This is a genomic window from Enterobacter sp. UPMP701, assembly GCF_053709515.1.
The window spans coordinates 50,834-63,289 of sequence record NZ_JBSKJN010000013.1; the positions used below are offsets into that span (position 1 = coordinate 50,834).

Consider the following 12,456-nt stretch of genomic DNA (forward strand, 5'->3'; position numbering starts at 1 on the left):
AGATAACACTCATATGTGAACAAATTACAGCCAATGTTATGCAATTTGGTTATAAAAAAAAGCGTGGTTAACACGTAATAACAAAGGAAACCATTAGTCTGGTATTAATTTTTGCCGTTATTAGTGTATACTTGATTTTGTGATGAGGGTCACGAAACAAGACCCCACTAAAAAATTCGACGAGGTAAGAATCATGAAAATCAAAACTACTGTAGCGGCGCTGAGCGTCCTGTCTGTCCTGTCCTTCGGTACTTTCGCGGCTGACGCTATTAATGCTGACCAGGCGCAATCCCGTGAGGCAATCGGTACGGTTTCCGTCGGCGCTGTTGGCACGTCTCCAATGGACATGCATGAGATGCTGAACAAAAAAGCGGAAGAAAAAGGTGCGTCATCCTATCGCATCATCGAAGCACGTTCCGGTGACCACTGGCACGCTACCGCTGAGCTGTACAAATAAGTTTAAGTAATTACTGAAGACCTACATCTCCACTCAACGGCACCAGGTATAAAAATAGCAGTTCAACCCTTCTCGCCGTTGAGCAAAAAACCTGTTCAGGAGTAAAGACTATGAAAACCAAATTGATCATCGCAACCCTTGGTCTGGCATCTGTTCTCTCTTTCGGCGCGAGCGCAGCCGTACAGCAAGTGAACGCCGACCAGGCACAAAATCTGCAGCGTATGGGCAGCATCTCCGTCACGTCTGTCACCGGCTCCCCGATGGACATTCGTCAGGAACTGGCCGCCAAAGCTGAGAAGGCAGGCGCCAGCAGCTATCGCGTCACCGAACTGAATCAGGGTGACCACTGGCATGCCACGGCTGAACTGTATAAATAAACCCTCGTCGTATCTCATCATACGACTTGCCCCTGGCCTGCTGGTCAGGGGCTTTTTTTATGCTTAATCAGTGGCGCGCATTGAAACGCAGCTGTCCTTCCAGCTCTTCTTCCGCTTCATCGAAGAGTAATATCAGCGCACCGAAACGTCTGCGCAACTTATCGGGCAGATGGATAAACTCAATCTCCAGCGGTAGCGGCAGCATGCTGCCGGTGACCACGTCCCACAGCGTATCCAGATTCGTCACGCTTTCCCGTTCAAGATCAAACGCCCGGATAAATTCCCGATAGAAGTCTTCCTGACTGTCGATCTCGTCAAAATCAAAGGTATAGGTTTTCATTGCCAGCCACCCAGTCCAGGCGGGCGGCATCTGCCGCCCTGTCTATTATAATCCCCCGATATGCAGGGTTTTAACTTCCAGATACTCTTCCAGCCCCAGCACGGATCCCTCACGTCCAAGACCGGACTCTTTTACGCCGCCGAAAGGCCCCAGCTCGGTGGAAACGGCGCACTCGTTAATACCGATCATCCCGCTCTCGATGGCCTGTGAAACGCGGAAAACTCGGGAAAGGTTCTGGGTGTAGAAATAAGCCGCCAGCCCATAAGGGGTGTTATTCGCGCGCTGGATGACTTCATCTTCCGAGGTGAAGCGGAAACACGCCGCAACCGGGCCAAACGTCTCTTCTTCTGCCAGCTTCATGCCTTCGTGGCAGTCGCCCAGCACGGTTGGCATCCAGAAATTACCGCCCAGCGGATGAGGTTTACCGCCCGCCAGCACGGTCGCTCCTCGTGTGACCGCATCTTCAACATGCTCACGGACCTTGTCGACCGCAGCGGATTCAATCAGCGGCCCGACGACGACGCCATCCTCAAGGCCGTTCCCCACCTTAAGGGCATTAACCGCATCAGCGAGTTTATTCACAAACTTGTCGTAGACGGTTTCCTGAATGTAGAAGCGGTTCACGCTGACACAGACCTGCCCGGCATTGCGGAATTTATTGGCGATCGCGCCTTTTACCGCAGCCTCGATGTCCGCATCCTCAAAGACGATATACGGGGCATTCCCTCCCAGCTCCATCGAAACTTTTTTCATGGTTTCTGCGGCGTTACGCACCAGCGTTTTGCCGACGGAGGTCGAACCGGTAAAGGAGATTTTACGCACGTCGTGACTGGCCATGATCGCATCGCTGATTTCATGGGTATTTCCGGCCACCGCGTTGAGCACGCCATCCGGCACGCCCGCCTGTTTTGCCAGGGCCAGCAGCGCAAAGGCGCTGAGCGGCGTGTTATTGGCCGGTTTGATCACCCCGGTGCACCCGGCTGCCAGCGCCGGACCTAACTTACGGGTAAGCATCGCCATCGGGAAGTTCCACGGCGTGATGGCCGCCACGACGCCGATGGGTTCACGGGTCGCCAGAATGCGCGAGCCGGGCTTGATCGGCGGAATAATTTCACCGTTCGCGCGTTTGGCCTCTTCGGCAAACCACTGGATAAAGCTGGCGGCGTACTCGACTTCCCCTTCCGCCTCTTTCAGGGGCTTGCCCTGCTCGGTGGTCATCAACCGTCCGAGCCAGCTTTTATTCTCAATAATCAGTTCGTACCAGCGGTAAAGGATCGCCGAGCGTTCTTTTGCGGTTTTGGCACGCCATGCCGGGAAGGCTTTGGTGGCCGCTGCGATCGCTTCTTCGGTTTGCGCTTTACCCGCTTTCGCAACTTTAGCGATGACCTCACCGGTCGCGGGGTTCAGCACATCAAACGTTGTGTCCAGCGTTTTCCAGATGCCGTCAACCAGATAACCGGTCTGAAAAAGGGTGTTGTCCTGAAGCGCCTGAGTCGTCATGTGTTCTCCCTTCCTGAATGTAAGTACGTGCTGGAATAAGTATAGCCACAAAAAAACCGACGCTTTTGGCGTCGGTTTTTTTACGTCGGTCAGTTATCCGTGAGGGCATTCTGGTAGCGATGCAGCATAAACACCAGCCGCCCTACCGGCTCGGTCACCTGAGGCGGTGCCTCCCAGTGCTTGAGCTTTTCCTGATAGATATCGAGCTCTTCAAGCAGTTGAGTAAAGTAACGACGGCGTTTGTCGTCACTGCTGGCGGAAAGCACATGGTCGGCGGTGCGACGCAGCTGGCGGTGGAAGGCCGACAGATCGTCGTTAATCGGTACCGGCGCGTTACGCAGACGCTGATGCGCAATAATCATGGTTAACGCCAGGCGGAACTTCGCGATATCGCCCGGGAATTTGTTCAGCAGTAAAAACAGCTGCTGATAGAGCGCGGGCAAGTGGTTCTCTTTACGACGCGCGGTATTGGTGGTCATGGACGATACGGCAGCCGATACAAACTGGTTCAGCAGCACGCGGCCCGTTCTTGCCTGCGAGTTATCCCGTACCAGCAGAATCACCATCATGGCCAGGAAGCAGCCCACCAGCTGACCCAGCGCGCTGTCGAGGAACTGGCTGAAGTGGAAGGTCATCGGGTTATCCAGCACGATGATGTTAATCGTACTCGCCAGCGCCCCCAGCGATCCCAGGCGCCGTTTTTGCACTTCTATGCCGATAAAGAACGCCATCACCGCAAGGCTAATACAGAGCAGCAGCATGCTCTGTTGCGTCGACGGGATGATGACCAGGAAATAGAGCGCGCCTATCGGCAGTGCGGCAATGGTGCCGTAGAGGAAATCAATGGCGACCATGCGCGGGTTAGGCAGACGCATCGCCAGCGCGGTCACGACGGCAATCATCACCATCGCGCCGCTGCCGGACGTCCAGCCCGTCCACAGCCAGAACAGTGTACCGAGCATGCAGGCAAGCGTGGTACGCCAGAAGTTGACCATCGCGTGATGACGCTCGGCAGATTCCGCCTTGATCACCACTTCTCCCTGCAGTACCTCTTCTTCCGCCGCGCTGATTTTGGTGTTACCGATCACGCCGCGCTTAAGCAGCAGATAACGCGTCGCGGCGCCGACCCAGGTGTAGATGGTTACCGGCGTGTCGCGCTCCCCGGTCCAGGCAATCACCCTACGCATGCGCTTAAGCTGCTTATGCACGTCCTGCACGGTCTCTACCGGCTCGGCAAACAGTTCGCGGAACGTGTCGGTGACCGCCTCCGGGCGGGTGTTCTGGATAAGATAGGTTTCGCATGCCTGGGTAATCAGCGTTAAGGAGACGGTATTCAGAGCCTTAAGACGACGATTCGCCCTGGCCCAGCGCGATGACTCCATATTGAGGTTGCTGCGCATTCCTTCCAGCGCCTGCGTACGACGAACCAGCCCGCTCCAGGCTTTGTCCACCTCTTCGCTGTCGCCATGTTTAATGCAGAGCTGCATCAGCTGGTATTGGGCAACTATCAGCGCGTCCAGCTCGCGATCCACCTCTTGCTTGATCGAACGCGGGGAGAAAAGCAGGTCAGCCACGATCGCGCAGACAATACCAATCACAATCTCGCTGCATCGCTCCACCGCAAACTGCGGCGCGAGCAGCGGTTCGCTTTGGATGGTGATGACAATAATCAGCGCGGTATAGCCCGCCAGCCCCCAGGCGTAGGAGTTCTCAACTTTCACCAGAGATGAAATCCAGGTGCAGAAGCCCGCCCAGATACAGCAGACCATTAGCATCAGGAGCGGCGTGCGGATCATCAGAATAATAATGGTCAGCGCCGCAAAACAGCCGATAAAGGTCCCGATGATACGCAGCATCCCGCGATAGCGGATCGCGCCGGAATAGGGTTCTCCACCCGCGGCGAAGGCAGGACCCGCCGCGACAATCGCCGCGGTGAGCACCGCCCAGCGAGGCGTTTCCAGCTGGAAGTGAAAGCCGACGAACAGCGCCAGCACAATGGCGCATGCCAGCTTAACGGCGAAGCGAATGTGCTGGCTGGCGATGGTAAAGATACCCATGGCGATTAACCAAACTCGCGCAGGCGGTGGGCAATTTTACGGAAGATAGAGTCCTGGCTGGCATCCCGGTCTTTTTCACCGGTGATCACCACCGTCGCCGTGGTGCCCGCTGGCCACAGGTTGCCCTGCTGCTCATCCAGATGAATACGTACCGGCACGCGCTGGGCCAGACGCACCCACTCAAGGTTGGAATCCACCGTCGCCATCCCTTTTGCATCGTTAGAGCTGCTGGAGTTGGTCACTCCTGCAGCGACGCTATCGACGGTGCCTTTAAAGACGCGGTTGCTGCCAAGCGGCGTGATTTCTGCGCGATACCCAGGACGAACGCCCTCCAGCTTGGTCTCTTCCATATAGGCGAGCACATAGAAGGAATTCTGTTTAACCAGCGCCACGGCGGTTGAGCCACGAGTGATAAACTCCCCGGCATAGACGTTCAGATTGGTCACCCAGCCATCGGACGGCGCGCGGATCACGGTACGCTCCAGATCGAGCTTTGCCAGATCGCGCGTCGCCTGGGCTTTCGCCAGCTGGTGAAGTACGGTTTGCAGCACGTTGTTGGACTGGTCAATCTCTTCGCGAGACATAGCCTGAACGCCCAGCTGGTTACGACGCCCCGCCTCGCGGCGTTTCTCCGCGGCCAGCGCCTGGTAATAGGCCACGTCGGCTTCCGCTTCTTCCAGCGCTTTCTGGTAGCGAGGCTGGTCGATGGTGAACAGGACCTGATCTTTCTTCACCAGCTGGTTATCGTGAACGTTAACCGCCGTGATAAGACCGGCCACGTCAGGGGCTATTGCCACTACATCAGCGCTGAAGCGTGCATCACGCGTCCACGGTGATTCGGTGTAATAAACCCAGGCGCGGAAAATAGCGATGAAGGCGAGGATAACCAGCGCCATCGTGATGGCAGTGCGGGAGATTTTTCTTGTTAGCGTTTTCACATCAACCTCAGACAAACATGCGCGATATCAGGTAAAACAGGCAGCAATACAGCGCGGTATTGAACAATGCAGGATGCCAGACGAAATCGTAGATCCCGGTCGGGACCAGCACCTTGCGCACCAGCCAGAAGATCGCCAGTGATAAAAGAAGCTCGAAAAATATCGGTGGGAACGACAAACCGAACACCACGATAACGGGAAACAGACTCATGTTGACCTTGATAAGAGAGAGTGCAGGCTTCAGAATTTTTAAGCGCACGCCATCGCGGGAGAGCAAGAAACGCCGGGCGAGAATGGCGCAGCCGTTATGTAATTAATAATATATTAACGTAACTGTTATGCTGTTATCTATCATATGTGATCTAAATCACTTTTAAGCCAGAGTGAACAATGGAACGTTTAAAACGCATGTCCGTCTTTGCCAAAGTGGTTGAACTCGGCTCATTTACCGCCGCTGCGCGCCAGCTTCAGATGAGCGTCTCTTCCATCAGCCAGACGGTATCTAAGCTGGAAGATGAACTGCAGGTTAAGCTGCTCAACCGTAGCACCCGCAGCATTGGCCTCACAGAAGCGGGTAAAATTTACTATCAGGGTTGTCGCCGCATGCTGCATGAAGTGCAGGATGTCCATGAACAGCTTTATGCGTTCAACAACACGCCTATCGGCACGCTGCGCATAGGGTGTTCTTCAACTATGGCACAAAATGTTCTCGCCGCCATGACGGCGGAAATGCTGAAGGAGTATCCGGGCTTAACGGTGAATCTGGTGACGGGGATACCTGCGCCGGATCTCATCGCCGACGGGCTGGACGTGGTGATCCGCGTCGGCGCGTTGCAGGACTCCAGCCTGTTCTCGCGTCGGCTGGGCAGCATGCCGATGGTGGTCTGCGCCTCGAAGAGCTATCTGGCGCAATACGGTGTGCCGGAGAAACCTGCCGATCTCGCCAACCACTCCTGGCTGGAGTACAGCGTCCGCCCCGATAATGAATTTGAACTGATTGCCCCGGAAGGCATTTCTACCCGACTGCTGCCTGAAGGCCGGTTCGTCACCAACGATCCGATGACCATCTCCCGCTGGCTGGTGGCCGGCGCAGGGATCGCCTACGTGCCGCTGATGTGGGTGATCAATGAGATCAACAGCGGCGTGCTGGAGATCCTCTTCCCGCGCTACCAGTCCGATCCGCGTCCGGTCTACGCCCTGTATACCGAAAAGGACAAGCTGCCGCTGAAGGTGCAGGTCTGTATTAACTATCTGACGGACTATTTTGTGGAAGTGGCGGAGCTGTTTCAGGGGATGCGGGGGAGAAGGAAAGAGTAGGCCTTTCCCCTCACCCCGGCCCTCTCCCCAAAGGGGCGAGGGAGAAAAGACCGCACGGGGCAGTCCCCTCTCCCCGTTGGGGAGAGGGTTAGGGTGAGGGGGGAAAAAATTACGCCGTGCCGCCCACCGTCAGGTTATCCACCTTCAGCGTTGGCTGACCCACGCCAACCGGCAGGCTCTGGCCCTCTTTACCGCAGACGCCCACGCCGTTATCCAGCTTCAGATCGTTACCGACCATGGAAATCTGCTGCATGGCCTCAATGCCGGAGCCAATCAGAGTTGCGCCCTTCACCGCTTTGGTCACTTTGCCCTTCTCAATCAGGTACGCTTCTGAGGTAGAGAAGACAAATTTACCGGAGGTAATATCCACCTGGCCGCCACCAAAGTTTGGCGCGAAGATACCGTAATCCACGGATTCGATAATCTCCTGCGGCGTGGATTTGCCCGGCAGCATATAGGTATTGGTCATGCGCGGCATTGGCAGGTGCGCGTAGGATTCGCGACGACCATTGCCCGTTGGCGCAACGCCCATCAGCCGCGCGTTGAGTTTGTCCTGCATGTAGCCTTTCAGCACGCCGTTTTCAATCAGCACGTTGTACTGGCCTGGCGTACCTTCATCGTCGATAGAAATCGAACCGCGGCGGTCAAGCATGGTGCCATCATCTACTACGGTGCACAGCTCAGAGGAGACGAGCTGGCCCATCTGACCGCTGAATACGGACGTACCGCGGCGGTTGAAATCACCCTCCAGACCATGGCCCACCGCCTCGTGCAGCAGCACGCCCGGCCAGCCTGCGCCCAGCACCACCGGGAATGTCCCGGCCGGGGCCGCGACGGCATTCAAATTCACCAGCGCCATGCGCACGGCTTCTTTTGCCCACGCGTCGGCGCGGGCTTCGCCGTCAACGTCGCCCAGGAACCAGTCATAGCCGAAACGACCGCCGCCGCCGCTTGAGCCGCGCTCGCGTTTGCCGTTGTCGTCAACCTGGACGCTGATGGAAAGTCGTACCAGCGGGCGGACGTCGGCAGCAAGAGTGCCGTCCGTTGCCGCCACCAGAATCAGTTCGTACACACCGCTCAGGCTGGCGGAAACCTCCTGCACGCGTTTGTCGGCGGCGCGCGCCACTTTGTCCACGCGGCGCAGAATGTCCAGCTTCTCTTCGCGGCTCATGCTCTGCAGCGGGTCGATGCTGGTATAGAGCGCCGAATGCTGCACTTCGCCCAGGGTTTTTACGCGGCCGTCGCCCGTATCACGCACAATGGTACGCGCGGCCTGCGCGCTCTGCTCAAGCGCGGCAAGGCTAATCTGGTCTGCATAGGCAAAACCGGTTTTTTCGCCGCTGATGGCACGCACGCCAACGCCCTGATCAATGTTATATGAGCCATCTTTAATGATGCTGTCTTCTAAAACCCAGGATTCGTGATAGCTCGACTGGAAATAGAGATCGCCGTAGTCGAGACGGCGTTCGGTCAGTTGACCAAGAATGGAGAACAGGTCCTGATGGCTCAGGCCGTTCGCTGCGAGCAAATGTTCACTTACCAGGTTCAGACTCATCGTATTGCTACTCGTTCGTTGCCGCCCGTGGCGGTATAAAGATCGTATTTATTGAGAGTGAGGCAATTACCTGCCCACGTCAAATCATTGCTGTGCATCTTTGCGCGGCTGGCGCAGCACCTCGTTAATCTGCGGTTTATCCACCGGACCGGTAATGCGGTAGCGCAGAATGGAGACCTTACTCCACAGCGGCCCAAGTACTTTACTGGCGGCAAATACCGCCGCACCGACAATCGGGTTCACCACAAAGGCCGCCGCCACGCCCACGCTCGCGGAAATTTCCGGCGCCACCACGGCTTCCATATCCAGCTCGCGACGCACGAGGTCGACCGAGCCCTTCATGGCGATGTCCGCTTCCAGGCCGTCCACCAGCGTGTCATCCGTATGCATAACCCCATCCTTGATCCACGCCGTACTGCGGATGGAATCGTAGTAGAAACCTTCGCTGAAGGTGTCGCTGAAATCGAAGCGCAGCTTGCGCAGCAGCGCATCAAAACTCAACAGGCGCAGGATCTGCCCGGCGCGCCCCGTGCTTACGTCGGCGATTTCACCTTTGCCAAAGTGGGTTTTCAGAATGCCGTTCAGTGACGCTTCGTCCGGCGTCCACGGCGCGGCACGCCAGTGAAGATCGTAATTAACGTTAAACGAGGAGCCACGCAGCGGCGTGCTGATACCAAAGAAGTTGGCTGCCGCATCCAGTTTGTTGCCTTTAATGTCACCCTTAAGGGACGTTCGCTGCTCGCCCGGGTTATTCACCCATTCCCCGCCCGCCGTCATGCGGCCAAAGCCAGTGTCGATCAATCCGCCGGAGAGCGTAAGCGTATTGCCTTTGATGGCAAAATCACCGTCGATACGGCCGTACTTTTGCCCCCACAGCCAGCACTCCGCGCAGCGCAGCTGGAGATCGGGCCAGCCGCTAAAGTCGACGCGGGAAGTATTACTCAGCGGCGAGGCATTCGTCGGTTTATCTTTATTCGCGGCGGCCGGGTTGTAGTAGAGATAGCGGATCGCAGCCTGCCACGGCGCGTTATTGCGCATGGTCAGCGTGCCGTTGATCTCCCTGCCCTGGGCCTCCACTTTTGAGCCGTTAGCGGTTGGCTGAGAGACAATGCTCAGGTTGTTCCACTGCTGCCCGCCCAGCATCAGCGACGGCGTGCGTACGGTAATGGTCTGCGGGAACTGAGCGGCTTCGTCTACGTTTTGCCCAACGCCTTTCTGGAACAGCGCCAGCCACTCTGCACCGTCCATCGGCGGGAGATTCAGCTCAACGCCCGCATGCTCAGGCAACGGCGGCGTGGTTTTGCTGTCCGTCGTCCAGATGGCTTTGTCGAGGGTGAGCTTGCGGTTAAGCAGCCAGCGGCTGTTGAAGTGGTTTGTCCCGCCCGCGCTTCCGGTCAGCGCGAAGCTATTGAGGTTGCCATCGACGTTCAGCTTCACCGGCAGTGCCTGCCCGGCCTGTTTATCCAGCGGCGCAGGCAGCTGGCTTTGAAGGTTCTTCAGGTCGCCCGTAATGTCGACCTTATACTGCGCACCCGCGTGGTACGGCAGGTCTATTGCCACTTTCCCCTGCCAGGCGACCGCGCCGTCCACTGAGGTCGCGATCGGCTTCGGCAGGACGTCCATGCGCGCTGGCTGCCAGTTGCCATCCAGATTAACGGCCACCTGATAAGCCTTTTGCCCCTCAGTTGTCGAGAAATCGATGTTTACGGGCTGATTAAACCAGCTGGCGGTCAGCGGCTCGCTCTTCAGGTTACCGTTCTCAAAGCTGAACTGTCCGCTGAGGTTTTTCAGGGTGCTATCAAGCGGTTTAATGTACAGGCTGTTGTTCTTCAGACGGACATCACCTCTGGCGGTGGTCATTTCACCGTCCAGCGGGATATCAAGATGTAAGCGAGCATTCACATCGCCATCTAGCTGGAGCTGCTGAAGCGTTGCTGCCAGCGACTCTTTCAGCGGCGTATCCTCAAAGTACGGCCCCACCGCGTTGCCCGGGCCGTTGATATCAGCATCAATCAGCAGCTTCTCTTTGGAGTAATCCGGGATGTTGGCCGTCAGGTTGCTGGCCGTCACGCCGCCCAGCGCAACGTTGTCTGCCTTCATCCACAACCCGTCATTGAGGAAGTTAAGCTCGATATCCAGGTTTTTCAGCGCGGGCCAGCCCGGCTGGAAGGCGAACGTGGCGTCGTGCAGCGGCACCAGCACCTGGAACTGACCTTCATTATGTTTGTACGGGAAAAGATGCGGATTACCGCCATAGACCAGCGTGGCATTATCCGCCTGACCGCCCTGAATCGCGCCGCTCAGATAGTCGACCAGCGCTTTCCCCATCAGGTTTTCCGGGAAATAGCGCCAGGCCTGCGAGCCGTCATCGGTACTGATCCCGGCCAGAATGCCCAGCCATGGCTCATCCCCCTGCGGTTGCAGATAGCGGAAGTCCCCCCGCGCGTGGACCGCTTTGGCTTTGACGTCGATATGGCGACCATCAAGCTGGAAGCCCTTATCGTTACGGAGCCAGTTAAGCACCGCGCTGCCCTGTTCAATTTCCAGCGGTGCGCGGAAGACCGTCTCGTAAGGCATTTTAGCGTCGTGCATATCGACCGTCAGCCTGCCGTTCTCCACGCTGCCTTCCAGCTTGCCGCTAAAATGCTCCGCGCCCGGCAGCATCTTCCACTGCTTCCAGGCAAGATCTTTCCATGTTGCCAGGAAACGCGTTTTTTCCGTCGCCTGCAGCGGGATATCCAGCGCCAGAGAATCAATCTTTCCGCTCGGCTGCGTAGCCAGCCAGATCTCGCCCAGGTCAGGAGAGAGCTTTGCCGCCATGGAGCGCAGGCCTTCAATGGCAGCCAGATCCAGGTTACTGGCGCGAATGCGCAGTTCGTCGCTGCGTTTACTGGCTGCGCCGCCCACGTCCTGTTCCGGCATCCAGGCCAGCGTCAGCGCACCGCGCGGCCACGGCTTGCCGTCCATTGTGATGCGCGTATCCGGAATGGCGAACTGCCAGCCCTCTTTCTCCTGCGTCACGTGCGCGGTGAGGTTATCGACGGAAAGCTGATGCTGCTGTTTTTCACCCTTCCAGCTTGCGCCCCCCTGCTTCAGCCAGATATCACCGCTGGCAAATTTCCCTTTCGTCAGGGTCATCCAGCCTTCAAGGCTGAAACGGGCGGTTTCCAGCTGCATGTTTTGCTGCAGCCAGTCGCCGAGCCAGGGTTTCACATCCACATCGTCGGCCTGCAGCCAGACTTTACCGTTGTTTAACAGGCCGTCATCGTCCCGCAGATCCATGCGCACCTGCATGACGCCGTGCTGGCCGTTCAGGCTGGAAAGATTGACCTGCCCCTCGGCGCGGTGTCGATCTTTGCCGTTAAGCCAGGTCAGCTGTGGGATCGCCAGTTCAGCGCGCTGACCGGAAAGGGTAATAAAGCTCACTTCGCTGTCGCGCAGATCGAAATGATCGAACTGACGGAGGAAGAGATCGCTAAAGCGGTTGGCTTCCAGGCCCTGATTGTTCTCACCGCCCGTCAGCGGCGTATTGGTCAGAAACTGAAGTTGATAAAAGGTGAGATCGCGAAACTGCCAGCGCAGATGCAGCAGGCTTTGCCAGACGTCCAGCGCTAGGGTTACGCGTTTGATTTTGAGATGACCGCCATCTTTCAGGCTGGCGTTGATGTCACGGACATCCAGCGTCGGGCCAAAATTCTGCCAGCTGGCGCTAACCTGGCTTACGTCCACCGGTACGCCGGTGGTGGATTCGATTTTCGCCAACAGCTGCGGACGCCAGCTGTCCAGATGCGGCAAAACGAGGCGTAGCCCGCTCACGAGCAACGCGACAATCACGACCAGCGTTGCCCCTGCAAGCAATAAAATCCCCGGCAATCGCCTCACGCATCTCTCCTTGTCAGCTTTCGTCACGCAGCG

General features: G+C 57.2%; 10 protein-coding genes. 3 read left to right on the top strand and 7 right to left on the bottom strand.

Features of this window, described 5'->3' with window-relative positions; genetic code table 11:
* Nucleotides 1-193 precede the first annotated feature (193 nt).
* Both yhcN (ACWKXT_RS20615) and yhcN (ACWKXT_RS20620) read left to right on the top strand, forming a co-directional pair.
* Nucleotides 194-457 (top strand): peroxide/acid stress response protein YhcN, encoded by a 264-nt coding sequence (gene yhcN, locus ACWKXT_RS20615; RefSeq protein WP_454533312.1) that lies wholly within the window; start codon nt 194-196, stop codon nt 455-457.
* Between the two features lie 110 nt (nt 458-567).
* Nucleotides 568-834 (top strand): peroxide/acid stress response protein YhcN, encoded by a 267-nt coding sequence (yhcN, locus tag ACWKXT_RS20620; RefSeq protein WP_454529614.1) that lies wholly within the window; start codon nt 568-570, stop codon nt 832-834.
* A 67-nt stretch (nt 835-901) separates the two neighbouring features.
* On the opposite strand, the gene ACWKXT_RS20625 is transcribed toward yhcN (ACWKXT_RS20620), so the two are convergent.
* The 5 genes from ACWKXT_RS20625 to aaeX form a co-directional block, all read right to left on the bottom strand.
* On the bottom strand, nt 902-1,174 hold the full coding sequence (locus ACWKXT_RS20625) for a barstar family protein (protein ID WP_028014596.1): 273 nt from the start codon (nt 1,172-1,174) through the stop codon (nt 902-904).
* A 45-nt stretch (nt 1,175-1,219) separates the two neighbouring features.
* Nucleotides 1,220-2,674 (bottom strand): NAD-dependent succinate-semialdehyde dehydrogenase, encoded by a 1,455-nt coding sequence (locus ACWKXT_RS20630; RefSeq protein WP_454533313.1) that lies wholly within the window; start codon nt 2,672-2,674, stop codon nt 1,220-1,222.
* A gap of 89 nt (nt 2,675-2,763) precedes the next feature.
* A complete protein-coding gene (gene aaeB / locus ACWKXT_RS20635) occupies nt 2,764-4,731 on the bottom strand; it encodes a p-hydroxybenzoic acid efflux pump subunit AaeB (RefSeq protein WP_454533314.1) in 1,968 nt (655 codons plus the stop codon).
* Between the two features lie 5 nt (nt 4,732-4,736).
* On the bottom strand, nt 4,737-5,669 hold the full coding sequence (gene aaeA / locus ACWKXT_RS20640; protein WP_059312144.1) for a p-hydroxybenzoic acid efflux pump subunit AaeA: 933 nt from the start codon (nt 5,667-5,669) through the stop codon (nt 4,737-4,739).
* Nucleotides 5,670-5,676: 7 nt separating this feature from the next.
* Nucleotides 5,677-5,880: a p-hydroxybenzoic acid efflux pump operon protein AaeX gene (gene aaeX, locus ACWKXT_RS20645; protein WP_003860416.1), complete on the bottom strand. Its 204-nt coding sequence runs from the start codon at nt 5,878-5,880 to the stop codon at nt 5,677-5,679.
* A gap of 179 nt (nt 5,881-6,059) precedes the next feature.
* On the opposite strand from aaeX, the gene aaeR reads away from it, so the two are divergent.
* Nucleotides 6,060-6,986, top strand: a complete 927-nt coding sequence (gene aaeR / locus ACWKXT_RS20650; RefSeq protein WP_454529617.1) for an HTH-type transcriptional activator AaeR — start codon at nt 6,060-6,062, stop codon at nt 6,984-6,986.
* 109 nt (nt 6,987-7,095) lie between these two features.
* Here aaeR and tldD read toward each other — a convergent pair whose 3' ends face one another.
* Both tldD and yhdP read right to left on the bottom strand, forming a co-directional pair.
* A complete protein-coding gene (tldD, locus tag ACWKXT_RS20655; protein ID WP_454533315.1) occupies nt 7,096-8,541 on the bottom strand; it encodes a metalloprotease TldD in 1,446 nt (481 codons plus the stop codon).
* A gap of 84 nt (nt 8,542-8,625) precedes the next feature.
* Complete coding sequence (gene yhdP, locus ACWKXT_RS20660; protein WP_454529619.1) at nt 8,626-12,423, bottom strand: AsmA2 domain-containing protein YhdP; 3,798 nt, start codon at nt 12,421-12,423, stop codon at nt 8,626-8,628.
* Nucleotides 12,424-12,456 lie beyond the last annotated feature (33 nt).

Coding starts and splice junctions, on each gene's coding strand:
- yhcN (WP_454533312.1), top strand. CDS start 194: ATGAAAATCAAAACTACTGTAGCGGCGCTGAGCGTCCTGTCTGTCCTG.
- yhcN (WP_454529614.1), top strand. CDS start 568: ATGAAAACCAAATTGATCATCGCAACCCTTGGTCTGGCATCTGTTCTC.
- ACWKXT_RS20625 (WP_028014596.1), bottom strand. CDS start 1,174: ATGAAAACCTATACCTTTGATTTTGACGAGATCGACAGTCAGGAAGAC.
- ACWKXT_RS20630 (WP_454533313.1), bottom strand. CDS start 2,674: ATGACGACTCAGGCGCTTCAGGACAACACCCTTTTTCAGACCGGTTAT.
- aaeB (WP_454533314.1), bottom strand. CDS start 4,731: ATGGGTATCTTTACCATCGCCAGCCAGCACATTCGCTTCGCCGTTAAG.
- aaeX (WP_003860416.1), bottom strand. CDS start 5,880: ATGAGTCTGTTTCCCGTTATCGTGGTGTTCGGTTTGTCGTTCCCACCG.
- aaeR (WP_454529617.1), top strand. CDS start 6,060: ATGGAACGTTTAAAACGCATGTCCGTCTTTGCCAAAGTGGTTGAACTC.
- tldD (WP_454533315.1), bottom strand. CDS start 8,541: ATGAGTCTGAACCTGGTAAGTGAACATTTGCTCGCAGCGAACGGCCTG.